At 74.1% G+C, this 13,028-nt stretch carries 15 protein-coding genes and 1 pseudogene; 5 read left to right on the plus strand and 11 right to left on the minus strand.

What is annotated here, in order from left to right:
• Positions 1-63: 63 nt before the first annotated feature.
• Together AB0O91_RS29735 and AB0O91_RS29740 are read right to left on the minus strand one after the other, a co-directional pair.
• Entirely contained in the window at positions 64-396 is a 333-nt protein-coding gene (locus AB0O91_RS29735; protein WP_363439394.1) for a YnfA family protein, read from the minus strand.
• Positions 397-414: 18 nt separating this feature from the next.
• A complete protein-coding gene (locus AB0O91_RS29740; protein WP_363439397.1) occupies positions 415-1,629 on the minus strand; it encodes a pyridoxal phosphate-dependent aminotransferase in 1,215 nt (404 codons plus the stop codon).
• 97 nt (positions 1,630-1,726) lie between these two features.
• Between AB0O91_RS29740 and AB0O91_RS29745 the strand changes: the two are divergent.
• A pseudogene (locus AB0O91_RS29745) lies at positions 1,727-2,080 on the plus strand (helix-turn-helix domain-containing protein); the annotation flags it as partial.
• Between the two features lie 270 nt (positions 2,081-2,350).
• On the plus strand, positions 2,351-3,130 hold the full coding sequence (locus AB0O91_RS29750; RefSeq protein WP_363439400.1) for an SGNH/GDSL hydrolase family protein: 780 nt from the start codon (positions 2,351-2,353) through the stop codon (positions 3,128-3,130).
• 40 nt (positions 3,131-3,170) lie between these two features.
• Here the strand turns inward: AB0O91_RS29750 and AB0O91_RS29755 are convergent, their stop codons facing one another.
• A complete protein-coding gene (locus AB0O91_RS29755; RefSeq protein ID WP_363439402.1) occupies positions 3,171-3,839 on the minus strand; it encodes a GNAT family N-acetyltransferase in 669 nt (222 codons plus the stop codon).
• A 135-nt stretch (positions 3,840-3,974) separates the two neighbouring features.
• On the opposite strand from AB0O91_RS29755, the gene AB0O91_RS29760 reads away from it, so the two are divergent.
• Entirely contained in the window at positions 3,975-4,880 is a 906-nt protein-coding gene (locus AB0O91_RS29760; RefSeq protein ID WP_363439405.1) for a pentapeptide repeat-containing protein, read from the plus strand.
• Here the strand turns inward: AB0O91_RS29760 and AB0O91_RS29765 are convergent.
• From AB0O91_RS29765 to AB0O91_RS29790, 6 genes are all read right to left on the minus strand, one after another.
• Positions 4,877-5,338: a hypothetical protein gene (locus tag AB0O91_RS29765; protein ID WP_363439407.1), complete on the minus strand. Its 462-nt coding sequence runs from the start codon at positions 5,336-5,338 to the stop codon at positions 4,877-4,879. The genes AB0O91_RS29760 and AB0O91_RS29765 overlap by 4 nt on opposite strands.
• Before the next feature lie 121 nt (positions 5,339-5,459).
• A complete protein-coding gene (locus AB0O91_RS29770; RefSeq protein ID WP_363439410.1) occupies positions 5,460-5,729 on the minus strand; it encodes a hypothetical protein in 270 nt (89 codons plus the stop codon).
• Between the two features lie 137 nt (positions 5,730-5,866).
• Positions 5,867-6,499 carry a TetR/AcrR family transcriptional regulator gene (locus tag AB0O91_RS29775; RefSeq protein WP_363439413.1) on the minus strand — a complete coding sequence of 211 codons (633 nt, stop codon included), beginning with the start codon at positions 6,497-6,499 and terminating at the stop codon, positions 5,867-5,869.
• Between the two features lie 77 nt (positions 6,500-6,576).
• A complete protein-coding gene (locus AB0O91_RS29780) occupies positions 6,577-6,900 on the minus strand; it encodes a hypothetical protein (protein ID WP_363439415.1) in 324 nt (107 codons plus the stop codon).
• Positions 6,897-7,409 (minus strand): DUF6232 family protein, encoded by a 513-nt coding sequence (locus tag AB0O91_RS29785; RefSeq protein WP_363439417.1) that lies wholly within the window; start codon positions 7,407-7,409, stop codon positions 6,897-6,899. Before AB0O91_RS29785 ends, AB0O91_RS29780 begins: the two co-directional genes overlap by 4 nt.
• A 74-nt stretch (positions 7,410-7,483) precedes the next feature.
• Positions 7,484-7,894, minus strand: a complete 411-nt coding sequence (locus tag AB0O91_RS29790; RefSeq protein WP_363439420.1) for a RidA family protein — start codon at positions 7,892-7,894, stop codon at positions 7,484-7,486.
• Between the two features lie 72 nt (positions 7,895-7,966).
• Between AB0O91_RS29790 and AB0O91_RS29795 the strand changes: the two genes are divergently transcribed.
• Entirely contained in the window at positions 7,967-8,869 is a 903-nt protein-coding gene (locus AB0O91_RS29795; RefSeq protein ID WP_363439423.1) for a LysR family transcriptional regulator, read from the plus strand.
• Here the strand turns inward: AB0O91_RS29795 and AB0O91_RS29800 are convergent.
• Positions 8,866-9,765: an aminoglycoside phosphotransferase family protein gene (locus AB0O91_RS29800; protein ID WP_363439426.1), complete on the minus strand. Its 900-nt coding sequence runs from the start codon at positions 9,763-9,765 to the stop codon at positions 8,866-8,868. The genes AB0O91_RS29795 and AB0O91_RS29800 overlap by 4 nt on opposite strands.
• Before the next feature lie 126 nt (positions 9,766-9,891).
• Positions 9,892-10,311, minus strand: coding sequence for a PPOX class F420-dependent oxidoreductase (locus AB0O91_RS29805; protein WP_363439429.1), 420 nt, complete (start codon positions 10,309-10,311; stop codon positions 9,892-9,894).
• Positions 10,312-10,476: 165 nt separating this feature from the next.
• Here AB0O91_RS29805 and AB0O91_RS29810 point away from each other — a divergent pair, with 165 nt between their 5' ends.
• Positions 10,477-12,984 (plus strand): Tex family protein, encoded by a 2,508-nt coding sequence (locus AB0O91_RS29810; RefSeq protein WP_363439432.1) that lies wholly within the window; start codon positions 10,477-10,479, stop codon positions 12,982-12,984.
• Positions 12,985-13,028 lie beyond the last annotated feature (44 nt).

Genomic DNA, 13,028 nt, shown 5'->3' on the forward strand with positions numbered 1-13,028 from the left:
ACCTCGGCGCCGGGGCGCCTCCGTGTCCGGCGCTCGGCGCCGGGGCCCGTGCACGACCAGCGCTCAGCGCCGGGGGCCGTACATGATCACGCCGACCCCGGCCAGGCAGATCAGCGCGCCCAGCAGGTCGTACCGGGTCGGCCGGAAGCCGTCCACGACCACGCCCCACAGCAGCGAGCCGGCCACGAACACCCCGCCGTAGGCGGCCAGCACCCGGCCGAAGGCGGCGTCCGGCTGGAGCGCCGCCACGAAGCCGTACGCGCCCAGCGCCACCACGCCCAACCCGGCCAGCCACCACGGCCGTTGCTCCTTCACGCTCTGCCAGACCAGCCAGCAGCCGCCGATCTCGGCGACGGCGGCGACGGCGAACAGGGCGACGGAGCGGAGGACGGTCATGACCTGCACACTAGGCGCTCAGACCTGCCGGTACGTCGCCAGGAAGCGCCCGATCCGGTTGATCGCCGTCTCCAGGTCGTCGGCGCGCGGCAGGGTGACGAAGCGGAAGTGGTCCGGGCGCGGCCAGTTGAAGCCGGTGCCCTGGACGACGTGGATCTTCTCGCGCAGCAGCAGGTCCAGCACGAACCGCTCGTCGTCGACGATCCGGTGCACCGCCGGGTCGAGCCGGGCGAAGGCGTACAGCGCGCCCTTGGGCTTGACGCAGCTGACGCCGGGGATCTCGTTGAGCGCCTTGACCGCGATGTCGCGCTGCTCGGTGAGCCGGCCGCCGGGCAGGACGAGGTCGTTGATGGACTGGTGGCCGCCGAGCGCGGCCTGTACGGCGTACTGGGCGGGCACGTTGGGGCACAGCCGCATGCCGGAGAGCATGGTCAGGCCCTCCAGGTAGTCGGTGGCGTGCTGCTTGGGGCCGGAGACGACCAGCCAGCCGCTGCGGAAGCCGGCCACCCGGTAGGCCTTGGAGAGGCCGTTGAAGGTGAGGGTGAGCACGTCGTCGGCGAGCGCGGCCAGGCAGTGGTGCTCGGTGCCGTCGTAGAGGATCTTGTCGTAGATCTCGTCGGCCAGCACCATCAGCTGGTGGCGGCGGGCCAGGTCGAGGATCCCCTCCAGCAGTTCCTTCGGGTAGACCGCGCCGGTGGGGTTGTTGGGGTTGATGACGACGATCGCCTTGGTGCGGGCGGTGATCCTGGCGGCGATGTCGTCGAGGTCCGGGTACCACTCGGCCTGCTCGTCGCACAGGTAGTGCACGGCCTTGCCGCCGGCCAGCCGGACGGAGGCCGTCCAGAGCGGGTAGTCCGGCATCGGGACGAGCACCTCGTCGCCGTCGTCCACCAGCGCGGTGATCGCCATCTGGATCAGCTCGGAGACGCCGTTGCCGAGGTAGACGTCGTTGACGCCGACGCCCTGGACCCCGCGCTGCTGGTAGTACTGCACCACCGCGCGACGGGCCGGCAGGATGCCGCGCGACTCGCTGTAGCCGTGCGCCGAGGGCAGGTTGCGGATGATGTCCTGGATGATCTCCTCGGGCGCCTCGAAGCCGAACGGGGCCGGGTTGCCGGTGTTCAGCCGCAGCACGCTGTGCCCGGCCTCCTCCAGGGCGTTGGCCTGGTCGACCACCGGGCCGCGGATCTCGTAGCACACGTCATTCAGCTTGCTGGACTGCCGAAACTCCATCTGCGGCCTCCCGACCGTCACCACCGCTCCGTTGCTTCAGCTTTGTTCTACCAAGTTGGCACTTGGAAAGTCCAACCTCTTGGCTATGCTGATCCACATGTCACGCCGAAGCTACGACCAGTACTGCGCCGTCGCCCGCGCCCTGGACGCGGTGGGGGAACGCTGGTGCCTCCTGATCGTCCGTGAACTCCTGCGCGGCCCGCGCCGCTACACCGACCTGCACGCCGACCTGCCCGGCGTCTCCACCGACATCCTCGCGGCCCGGCTCAAGCAGTTGGAGGGCGAGGGGCTCGCGGAACGGCGGCGGCTGGAACGGCCGGCCAGCGCGACGGTGTACGAGCTCACCGAGCGCGGCCGCGAACTGCGGCCGGTGATCGAGGCCCTGGGGGAGTGGGGGCTGGGCGCCCTGGGCGAGCAGCGGCCCACCGACGCGGTGCGCGAGCACTGGTTCACGGCGTCCCGGGCGACCGTCTGACCCGCCGGGCGGCCCGCTGGCACGGCCGCGGGTGCGGGGTGGTGGTGGTCGGGGCGGCGGCAAGGCCCCCGTCGCCGGCCGCCGCCCCGTGCGCCCAGGATGGCCCGGACCGATAAACGTCCGGTGGACGCCGAATAGGCGGCCGGGCCCCCGCGGTACTGGTTGGTAAGTGCACGCGTACGATCGTCGGACCGCGGCGGACCGCGGAGGATCGTGGCGCCGTCACGAGGAGAGCGGAGGCAGCCCGTGCCCACCAGCAAGCGCAGCTACACCGGTTACGTCGCCGTCGGGGACTCCTTCACCGAGGGCATGTGCGACGACCTGCTGCCGGACGGCCACTACCGCGGCTGGGCCGACCGGGTCGCCGCCGCGCTCGCCGCCGAGACCGAGGACTTCCGGTACGCCAACCTCGCCGTGCGCGGCAAGCTCATCGGCCAGATCCACGACGAACAGCTCGCCGCCGCGGCCGCGATGGGCGCCGACCTGGTCACCCTGGCCGGCGGCCTCAACGACGTGCTGCGCCCCGGCTGCGACATCGACCGGGTCGAGCGGCTGCTCGGCCGCTGCGCCACCGAGCTGCGGGCCACCGGCGCCACCGTCGTGCTGTTCACCAGCACCGACCCCACCCGCAGGATGGCGGGCGGCAGCCGACTGCTGCCCGCCATCCTGCGGATGAAGGCCTTCGTCCAGGAGCTCGGGCAGCAGGACGGCTTCGCCGTCGTCGACCTCTTCTCCGCGCCCTGCTTCGACGACCGCCGGCTCTGGGCCGAGGACCGGCTCCACCTCTCGCCCGAGGGCCACCGCCGGGTCGCCGACGGCGTCCTGGAGGCGCTCGGCCGCCCGGCCGCCTCCGACTGGCGCGCCCCGCTGCCCGCCGCCGCCCCGCCCGGCCGGGCCGAGAAGCTGCGCTCCGACGCCCGCTGGCTGGGCACCCACCTCGGCCCGTGGATCGGCCGGCGCCTCACCGGCCGCTCCTCCGGGGACGGCCGGCCCGCCAAGCGGCCGGAGCTGCTGCCCTACCCCTAGGGTCGGGCCGGCCTACACCGCCCGGTCCGGCCCGACCGGTCTACACCGCCCAGTCCGGCCCGGGCTGCTCCGGCTCCAGGACCAGGCTCGCCATCGGGGCGTGCGCGCTCCAGCCGAGCGCCGTGTAGAGCGCCCGGCCGTCCACCGTGCCGACCAGCACCCCGGTGCGGGCGCCCGCCTCGTACGCCCCGGACTGCAGCGCCCGCATCACCACGGAGCCCAGGCCCCGGCGGCGGTGCTCGGGGGCGGTGGCGATCTGGTCCGGCACGGCCACCTCGTCGGCCAGGCCCGCCTGGCCGCGGGCGGCGAGGTGCCCGTCCGCGGTGCGCACCAGGACGCGCAGCACGCCGCCCCTGGTCCAGCTGGTCAGGGTGTAGCCGGCCGGCGGCGCGGCCCGTTCGGGGGCGAGCGGGACGGTCATCAGGAAGCCCGGCCGGTCCAGCCGCCACCGCGGGCCCAGCCAGGGCCGCACGGTCGCGTCCTCGGCGAACAGCTTGAGCCAGGTGGTCGGCGCGGTGGTCGCCTCGGCGAGCTTGCGGACCTCGGCCTCGGTCGGCTCGGGCAGCACGTGCCGGGCCACCTCCCCGGTCGGGGAGCCGACGTCGATGGTCCAGCCCCAGGGCTGGTCGACCGGGTCGGCGGACCCCCGGGAGACGGTCCAGCCGCTGATCCACATCCGGACCAGCTCGCTGACGTTCGGCTGCGGCATCCTGCGTACCCCCGTATGTAATGACCCCTTATCGGGTTCATACCTTACTCGGGGAAGGGGCGGTGCGCCCAGTAATCTTGACGGGTTCCACCCGCCGGGCCGCCCCGGCACCCGACTGTCGGAAGGACCCCGGACGTGAGCGAGACCGAGCCGCCGCAGGGCCCCACGGCGGCCGCGCCGACCCTGCTCCAGGCCGACTGCGGCAGCTGCTTCGGACTCTGCTGCGCCGCCCTGCCGTTCGCCGCCGGGGCGGACTTCGCCGTCGACAAGGCCGCCGGCACGCCCTGCCGCAACCTGCGGACCGACTTCACCTGCGGCATCCACGCGCGGCTGCGGGACAGCGGCTTCCAGGGCTGCACCGTCTACGACTGCTTCGGTGCCGGGCAGCGGGTCTCCCAGGTCACCTTCGGCGGGGTCAGCTGGCGCGAGGAGCCCGCGAGCGCCAAGCCGATGTTCGACGTGTTCCCGATCGTCCGGCAGCTCCACGAGCTGCTCCGGTACCTCACCGAGGCGCTCACCTACGCCCCTGCCCGCCCCGTCCACGCCGAGCTGCGGCAGGCCCTGGCGGAGACCGACCGGCTCGCCGCCGGCACCCCCGAGGAGATCCTCGCCCTCGACGTCCCGGCCCACCGCGGGCGGGTCAGCGAGCTCCTGCTGCGGGCGAGCGAACTCGTCCGGGCCGGCGTCCCCCGCCGCCGCGAGCACCGCGGCGCCGACCTCTTCGGCGCCCGCCTGCGCGGCGCGGACCTCTCCGGCGCCAACCTGCGCGGTGCCCTCCTGGTCGCCGCCGACCTCTCCGGCGCCGACCTGAGGCTCGCCGACCTCATCGGCGCCGACCTCCGCGACGCCCAGCTGGCCGGCGCCGACCTCTCCACCGCGCTCTTCCTCACCCGGATCCAGCTCGCCGCCGCCCGCGGCGACGCCACCACCCGCCTCCCGGCCGGCCTCACCCGCCCCGCCCACTGGCCCGAGACCGCCCCGCCGCCCGCGCCCGCCAAGCCCACCCGCCGCGGCGGCGGCTCCCGGGGGCGTCGTCGTTAGGGCGCGGACCCCTGGTCCGGTACGCCGAAGTCGGCGGGGGTGCGGCCGGAGAAGGCGGCCTGGATGACGGTCGTCACGTCGGCGGCCGGGACGGCGGCGCGGACCCTGGCCAGGACGGCGGGGAAGCCGGCGTCGTCGACGGCGCCCCGGTACTCCTGGATCAACTCGTGGATGAGGGTCACGAGTTCGGGACGCAGAAGCATCCAGGCGCGGACCGTGTCGATCTCCTCCTCGACCTGCTGCAGGAACCAGCGCATGACCTCGTAGGGGATCTCGGTGGGCTGGAGCCCGGGGTTGACGCTGATCACCGGCTCCCGGGCCGGGTCCTCGTCGGGGATGATCGCGGCGAGCAGGGTCCGCCCGTCCGTGACACGGTTCAGTTCCAGGACGTAGGAGTCGTCCGAGAGGTCGTAACCGGCGGTGATCCCGTGGGCCCGGCCGGGGGCGGAGGCGCGCATGGACCGGATGGTGTCACGTCGACTCCGCGGCGGGCGAGGGGAATTCGGCTCCGAGGGGCCGCCCGGGGCACGGCGGAGCCCGCCCGGCAGGGGGTGCCGGGCGGGCTCGGTGGGGCGGGGGTCAGCAGCTGTGGGCGCCGTTGGGGCGGCTGGCCGCCACGTACGGCTTGCCGTTCAGCTGGGAGACGACGTCGGCCGGACAGGTCTTGATCCAGGCGGCGCCCGTGTCGTGGTTCTTGACCTTGGCGTCGCTGCAGTACTCCACCCGGTCCTTGGTCTTGAAGCACTGGTAGCCCGGGTATCCGCCCGCCGCCGCCGTGGCGGTGTTGGCGCCGGCGAACAGGCCGGCCGCGGTCAGCAGGGCGACGGGCAGCAGGGTGCGCATCTTCATGGCTCTCTCCCGGTGGTTCGTGTGGATAGTGGCCCGATCCTGACAGGGCGGGAGGGGGGCGACAATGCGGCATGTCATGTTTGGGTCAACCTGAATTCCGGGTGAACTCCCCGGCCGGTTCGGACGTTGACGAAGCGTCAGGAATCCTCGTAGCCCCGGGCGAGCAGGTCGAAGGCGCGGCCGGCCTCGGCGGCGGCTTCGGCGTGGAGGTCGTCGGCGGTGCGGCCGTCCTGGCGGATGCGGCGCCAGTTGTGCAGGGCCAGCACCCGCTGGGTGGCGGTGACCTGGGCGGCGAGCAGCTGGGCGGTGAGCTCGTGCGGCGGGGCGAGGTCGGGGGCCTCGCGCAGTGCCTTGACGAGCGACTGCTCGGCGCGGGCGGTGTAGGCGCCGACCCGGGCGGCGAGGCTCGGGGTGCCGTACACCAGCGCGGTGAAGGCCAGGACCTGGGGGTGGTCGTTCAGGCCGGTGACCGGGTCGTGCCGGGCGAGGCCGTCCAGGAAGTCCCGCCGCAGGGCCTCCAGCACCGGCTCGCCGCCGGTCCGGCCCCGGACGACGTCCGCCGACTGCTCCTGGTGGTCGGCGAAGCGGTGGACGACCAGGTCCTCCTTGCTCGCGAAGTAGCTGAACAGGGTGGGCTTGGAGACCTCGGCGGCCGCGGCCACGTCGGCCACCGAGACCTGGTCGAAGCCGCGCTCCAGGAAGAGCGCGACGGCCGCCTCGGAGATGGCCTGCCGGGTCCGTTCCTTCTTGCGCTCGCGCAGTCCGCTCATGGCGGCCAGGCTAGCAGCGGGATTGACCCGGGCAGGATATTGACCCGGTATGACAATCGAGGTTTCGGCGGGCCGCCTCAGGAGGTCAGGGTGTCCAGGATCCGCCGCACCGACTCCACCACCGGCGCCCCCGCCCGCACCAGCGAGGCCACCCCCGAGATGTTGCGCAGCGCCCGGCGCAGGGCGGACGGCGAGGCCTCCGAGCCCTCGCCGATGGCCTCCAGTGACTCGTCCAGCACCTCACGGTCCTCGGCCGGCACCTGCTCGCGCAACTGCTTGACGGCGACGACGAGTTCGCGCAGCGCGGCCTGCGGGTCGACCGGTCCCTGGTGCTTGACGATGCCGATGTTGTGGTCACCGTGCTGGGTGACCGAGTCGCCGAAGTGGAAGGAGTTGCTCACAGTCCGACCCGCTTTCCGGTGTTGTGGTCGCCGTACTGGGTGATCTTGTCGCCGACGTGGAGGTTCTCGACCTGGAACGCGAACTCCGCCTGGGGGTTGTCGATCGCCTCCATGATCAGCTGGATCAGGTTGGTGATCTGCCACTCGTTGTGGCTCACCACGGCGGTGGTCGCGGCGTTCGAGGTCTCCAGGACCAGCTTGTAGACCGGCTTCTGCCGCAGCTTGGTGACCAGCCGGTAGACGCAGAAGGCCAGGCCGGCCAGCAGCAGCACGCTCGGCACCGAGACCGCCTGCGCCCGGTCCGTCGCGCCGTGGGTGAGCGCGCCGAGCAGGCCCACCGCGAACAGCAGGCCGACCAGCTGCCGGACGAACCGGACGACCGTCCGGGTGCGGCTGGGCGGCCACCACACCAACTGCCGCGCCCGGGCGATGTGCTGCAGCGGGTACGCGTCCCCGCCGATCCACAGCACCCGCCTGCTCACCCTGACGTCGATGACATTGCGTGCCAAGTCCGGTCCCCCCGTCGCTAGTGGCGGGGAGAACCATAGCAACGACCCCCGACGGTGGGGACGCTGGCGGAGGATCAGGCCCCGGGGTCGGCGGCGCGGCGCCGGGCGGTCACCTCGATCTCGATCCGCATCCGCGGGTCCGCCAGCCCGCACACCTGCATCGTCGCGGCCGGTCGGACGTCCCCGAAGCAGCGCCGCAGCACCGGCCAGCAGGGCTCGAAGTCCGCCCGCTCGGGCAGCAGGTAGCGGACCCGCACCACGTCCGCGAAGGTGCAGTCCGCCTCGGCCAGCACGGCCCCGATGGTGCGCAGGCACTGCTCGGCCTGCTCCACCACGTCCTCGGAGATGGTCATGGCGGAGTAGTCGAACCCGGTCGTCCCGGACACGTGCACCCAGTCGCCGTCCACCACGGCGCGGGCGTAGCCGATCTGCTCCTCGAAGGTGGAGCCGGTCAGAATGGCGCGTCGCCGCGTCGTGTTCGTCATCCGTCGAACGCTAGGTGGCCTGCGGGGATACGTCCAATACTCGCCCGCCGCCGATCTGATATCCCTGGGCGTATGGAGCGCCCCGAACTCCCCCTCCCGCAACTGCACGCCTTCACCGTCCTCGCCGAGGAACTGCACTTCGGCCGCGCGGCCGCCCGGCTCGGCATCGCCCAGCCGCCGCTGAGCCAGCAGATCCGCCGGCTGGAGGAGAAGGTCGGCCACCCGCTGTTCCGGCGCGAGCCCGGCGGTGTCACCCTGACCCCGGTCGGGCGCGAACTGCTGCCCGCCGCCGGCCGGGCCCTGGCCGACCTCGCGGACGGTCTGGCCGCGGCCCGGGCCGTCGGCGAGGGCGAGGCCGGCCGGCTGCGGATCGGCTTCTCCGCCTCGCTCGCCCTGACCGTGCTGCCCGGGCTGCTGACCGCGTTCCGGGAGCGCCACCCCGGGGTGCGGCTGGACGTCCGGGAGATGACCGGCGCGCCGCAGCTCGCGGCCCTGCACGACCGCGGCATCGACGTCGGCCTGCTGCGCGAACCGCCCGAGGACGAACCGGGGCTGCGGTTCCGCACGGTGCTCAGCGAGCCCTTCGTCGCGGTGCTCCCGGCCGGTCATCCGCTCGCCGCCCACCGGGCCGTCCGGCTGGAGTGGTTGGCGGCGGAGCCGTTCGTCCTGCTGCCCCGGGAGGAGGGGCCGCAGCTGTACGACCGGCTCACCGGACTGTGCGCCGGGGCCGGCTTCACCCCGCGGATCGGGCAGCAGGCGGTGGAGTGGCAGACCGTGTGCGCCCTGGTCGGCGCCGGCCTCGGGGTCTCGCTGGCGCCGGCGGGGATCCGGCGGATCCGGCTGCGGGGCGTGGCCTTCCGCCGGATCGAACCCGGCACCGCCCGCACCCGGTCGGCCCTCGCCTGGCGGGCCGGGGACCGCAGCCCGCTGGTGGCGCACCTGCTGGCGGCCGCCGCACCGGCGGGTGGAGCCTAGACGCTGCGGTCGGCGAGCACCTCGCGGACGACGTGGCGGGCGTTGGCGGTCAGGACCGGGTCGGTGTGGCGGTAGTACGGGATCGTCACCAGGGCGATGGAGAAGGCCCAGGCGCGGCCGCGGGCCCACATGGCGTCGTCGGCGTGCAGGGCGGCGCGGAAGGCGGGGCGGGCGGAGGCGGGCAGCAGGTTCCACGCCGGGATCAGGTCGGCGGTGGGGTCGCCGACGCCCATCAGGGCGAAGTCGATGACGGCGGAGAGCCGGCCGGACCGGTTCAGCAGCAGGTTGCCGGGGGTGAGGTCGCCGTGCATCCAGAGGGCCGGGCCGCTGTACTCGGGGAGGCGGAGTGCCTTGTCCCACAGCGCGATTGCGGCCTCGGTGTCGATCGCGCCGGTCAGCTGCCCGATCGCCGCGCGGGTGGAGCCGTCGCGGGAGGCGAGCGGCACGCTGCGGTGGCCGGCCGGGGCGCCGGCCGGGTTGAGGGCGCGCAGGGCGTTGACGAAGCCGGCCAGGTCGCGGGCGAGCCGCTCGGGTGCGGCGAGCACCCCGACCGCCGGGTTGACCCCGTCGAGCCAGCGCAGCACCGACCACTGCCACGGGTAGCCCGCGGCGGGGCGGCCGACGGCCAGCGGGGCGGGCACGGGCAGCGGCAGCCGGGGTGCCAGCTGGGGCAGCCACTGGTGCTCACGGCGGACGTCACCGGCGGCCCACTCCACCCGGGGCAGCCGGACGGCGAGTTCGGACCCGAGCCGGAACATCGCGTTGTCCGTCCCGGCGGACCCGACCGGCGTGACCGGAAGGCCCACCCACTGCGGGAACTGGGCGGAGATCAACCGCCGTACCAGGGCCGCGTCGACGACCGGTTCATCGGGGTGCATCCGGGCGGCAGCGCACATGCCCGGCAGCGTACAGCGCAGATCGCCGGGGTTCAGCCGGATTGGCGAACTGCGCACAGGACTTCGAACGACGGCCGTTCAGGCGCCCGTTCAGGCGCCCGGTCGGGTACCCGGTCGGGCGGACGGTCAGGGCCGGGCGGACGGCCCGCCCGGCGTGCCGAGGGTGACGCGCACCCCGATGGTGCCGCCCCGCCCGTAGCGCAGCACGTTCCCGGCCAGCGCCACCGCGCACAGCAGCCCGTACTTGCGCCGCAGCAGCCCGCGGTAGCGGGCCGTCCGCCCGGGGTCGAGCACGGCGGTGGCCGGGACCTGCGGCCCGAGCAGCCGGCCGCGGATGTCGCTCGGCCCGACCAGCACGTCCGGGCGGTGCCGCAGCCGCTTGACCTTGCCGGTGCGGGTCACGGTGGCGAAGACCAGGGCGTCGCCGTCCCGGGCGGCCCAGACCGGGGTGGCGACCGGGTCGCCGTTCCTCCGGTGCGTGGTGACCAGCAGGTACGTGGCGGTGGCCAGCCGCTCCAGCTCGGCCGTGGTGTCCAGGGTGTCCATGCCCGTCACCGTAGGCGTCCGCAACTGGGCCCGGCTGGAGCATGATTGGGGCCGGGCCGGTTCGCGCCACGCCCGCCGCCCCGGGCGCGACCGGGAGCCGTCACCGGTACCTGCGAGAATGCGGGGTGTAGGGCGACAGCACACAAGGAGAAGGTGACCGGCTTCGTGACCACGCCAGTCGAACAGGTGGCCCGGCAGGCCCAGCAGGCGATCGAGCGCAGGATCGCCGAGGAACTGGGCGTCCGCGAGGGGCAGGTGAAGGCGGCCGTCGAGTTGCTCGACGGCGGCTCGACCGTGCCGTTCGTGGCCCGCTACCGCAAGGAGGTCACCGGCTCGCTGGACGACGCCCAGCTGCGCACCCTGGAGGAGCGGCTGCGCTACCTGCGCGAGCTGGAGGAGCGCCGGGCGGCCGTCCTGGAGTCGATCGACTCCCAGGGCAAGCTGGACGACGCGCTGCGCGCCCAGGTGTTGGCGGCCGACTCCAAGGCGCGCCTGGAGGACATCTACCTGCCGTACAAGCCCAAGCGGCGCACCAAGGCGCAGATCGCCCGCGAGGCCGGGCTGGAGCCGCTGGCGGACACCCTGCTCGCCGACCCGACGCAGGACCCTTCCGCGCTCGCCGCCGGGTACCTCAACGAGTCGGTGGCGGACGGCGCGGCCGCGCTGGAGGGCGCCCGCTCGATCCTGATGGAGCGCTTCGGCGAGGACGCCGACCTGGTCGGCTCGCTGCGCGAGCGGATGTGGACGCGCGGCCGCCTGGTGGCGACGGTCCGGGACGGCAAGGAGGGCGACGGCGCCAAGTTCGCCGACTACTTCGACTTCGCCGAGCCGTACACCAAGCTCCCCTCGCACCGCATCCTGGCGATGCTGCGCGGCGAGAAGGAGGAGGTGCTGGACCTCGAACTCTCCCCCTACGACGGGGAGTCCGAGGGGGACCTGCCCGGTGGCAGCGACTACGAGCAGCGCATCGCGGCCCGCTTCGGCATCGCCGACCGCGGCCGCCCGGCCGACAAGTGGCTCGGTGACACCGTCCGTTGGGCCTGGCGCACCCGCGTCCTGGTGCGGCTCGGCATCGACCTGCGGTCCCGGCTGCGCGCCGAGGCCGAGGACGAGGCGGTACGGGTCTTCGCCGCCAACCTGCGCGACCTGCTGCTCGCCGCCCCGGCCGGCACCCGCGCCACCATGGGCCTGGACCCGGGCTTCCGCACCGGGGTGAAGGTCGCCGTGGTGGACGCCACCGGCAAGGTGGTCGCGTACGAGACGATCTACCCGCACCAGCCCGCCAACAAGTGGGACGCGGCCCTGCACACCCTGGCCGCGCTGGCGAAGAAGCACGACGTCGACCTGGTGGCGATCGGCAACGGCACCGCCTCCCGGGAGACCGACAAGCTCGCCGAGGACCTGCTCAAGCGGCACCCGGAGCTCAAGCTCACCAAGGCGATGGTCAGCGAGGCCGGCGCCTCGGTCTACTCGGCCTCCGCCTTCGCCTCGCAGGAGCTGCCGGAGCTGGACGTGTCGATCCGCGGCGCGGTGTCCATCGCCCGCCGCCTCCAGGACCCGCTGGCCGAACTGGTCAAGATCGACCCCAAGTCGATCGGCGTCGGCCAGTACCAGCACGACCTGAGCGAGGTGAAGCTCTCCCGCTCGCTGGACGCGGTGGTGGAGGACTGCGTCAACGCCGTCGGCGTGGACGTCAACACCGCTTCGGCGCCGCTGCTCACCCGGGTCTCCGGCGTCACCGCCACGCTGGCCGACAACATCGTCGCGCACCGCGACGCCAACGGCCCGTTCCGCACCCGCCGCCAGCTCAAGGACGTCTCCCGGCTCGGGCCCAAGGCCTTCGAGCAGTGCGCGGGCTTCCTGCGGATCCCCGGCGGCGACGACCCGCTGGACGCCTCCAGCGTGCACCCCGAGGCCTACCCGGTGGTGCGCCGCATCCTCGCCGCGACCGGCGGGGAGCTGCGCGAGCTGATCGGCAACGGCGAGCGGCTGCGGGCGCTGCGCCCGGCGGACTTCGCCGACGACACCTTCGGCGTGCCGACCGTCACCGACATCCTCGGCGAGCTGGACAAGCCCGGCCGGGACCCGCGCCCGGCCTTCCGCACCGCCGTGTTCAAGGAGGGCGTCGACAAGATCGGCGACCTGGAGGTCGGCATGGTGCTGGAGGGCGTGGTCACCAATGTGGCCGCCTTCGGCGCCTTCGTGGACGTGGGCGTCCACCAGGACGGGCTGGTGCACGTCTCGGCGCTGTCCCGGACCTTCGTCAAGGACCCGCGCGAGGTGGTCAAGCCGGGCGACATCGTCAAGGTCCGGGTGGTCTCGGTGGACGTGCCGCGCAAGCGGATCGGGCTGACCCTGCGGTTGGACGACGAGGTCGGCGGCGGCCGGGACCGCGGTGACCGTGGCGAGCGCGGTGAGCGCGGCGGTGACCGGCAGGCCCGCCCGCCGCGCCAGGAGCGGCGCGGCGGCGGTCAGGGTGGCCAGGGTGGCCAGGGTGGCCAGGACCGACGCGGCGGCGGCCAGGGCGGCCAGGACCGGCGCGACCGCGGCGACCGGGGCGGCTCGGGCGGCAACGCCCCGCCGGCGAACAGCGCCATGGCGGACGCGCTCCGCCGGGCCGGTCTGACCGGCGGCGACGGCGGCGCGAAGGACCGGCGCTCCGGCCGCCGCTGAGCGGTCCGCGGAACCGGCCGGGGCCGGTGGACGCCTCGGGCGTA

The organism is Kitasatospora sp. NPDC089797 (assembly GCF_040684795.1).
In the GTDB taxonomy this organism is placed as follows: Bacteria; Actinomycetota; Actinomycetes; order Streptomycetales; family Streptomycetaceae; genus Kitasatospora.

Coding starts and splice junctions, on each gene's coding strand:
- AB0O91_RS29735 (WP_363439394.1), bottom strand. CDS start 396: ATGACCGTCCTCCGCTCCGTCGCCCTGTTCGCCGTCGCCGCCGTCGCC.
- AB0O91_RS29740 (WP_363439397.1), bottom strand. CDS start 1,629: ATGGAGTTTCGGCAGTCCAGCAAGCTGAATGACGTGTGCTACGAGATC.
- AB0O91_RS29755 (WP_363439402.1), bottom strand. CDS start 3,839: ATGCCGCAGCCGAACGTCAGCGAGCTGGTCCGGATGTGGATCAGCGGC.
- AB0O91_RS29765 (WP_363439407.1), bottom strand. CDS start 5,338: ATGCGCGCCTCCGCCCCCGGCCGGGCCCACGGGATCACCGCCGGTTAC.
- AB0O91_RS29770 (WP_363439410.1), bottom strand. CDS start 5,729: ATGAAGATGCGCACCCTGCTGCCCGTCGCCCTGCTGACCGCGGCCGGC.
- AB0O91_RS29775 (WP_363439413.1), bottom strand. CDS start 6,499: ATGAGCGGACTGCGCGAGCGCAAGAAGGAACGGACCCGGCAGGCCATC.
- AB0O91_RS29790 (WP_363439420.1), bottom strand. CDS start 7,894: ATGACGAACACGACGCGGCGACGCGCCATTCTGACCGGCTCCACCTTC.
- AB0O91_RS29795 (WP_363439423.1), top strand. CDS start 7,967: ATGGAGCGCCCCGAACTCCCCCTCCCGCAACTGCACGCCTTCACCGTC.
- AB0O91_RS29800 (WP_363439426.1), bottom strand. CDS start 9,765: ATGTGCGCTGCCGCCCGGATGCACCCCGATGAACCGGTCGTCGACGCG.
- AB0O91_RS29805 (WP_363439429.1), bottom strand. CDS start 10,311: ATGGACACCCTGGACACCACGGCCGAGCTGGAGCGGCTGGCCACCGCC.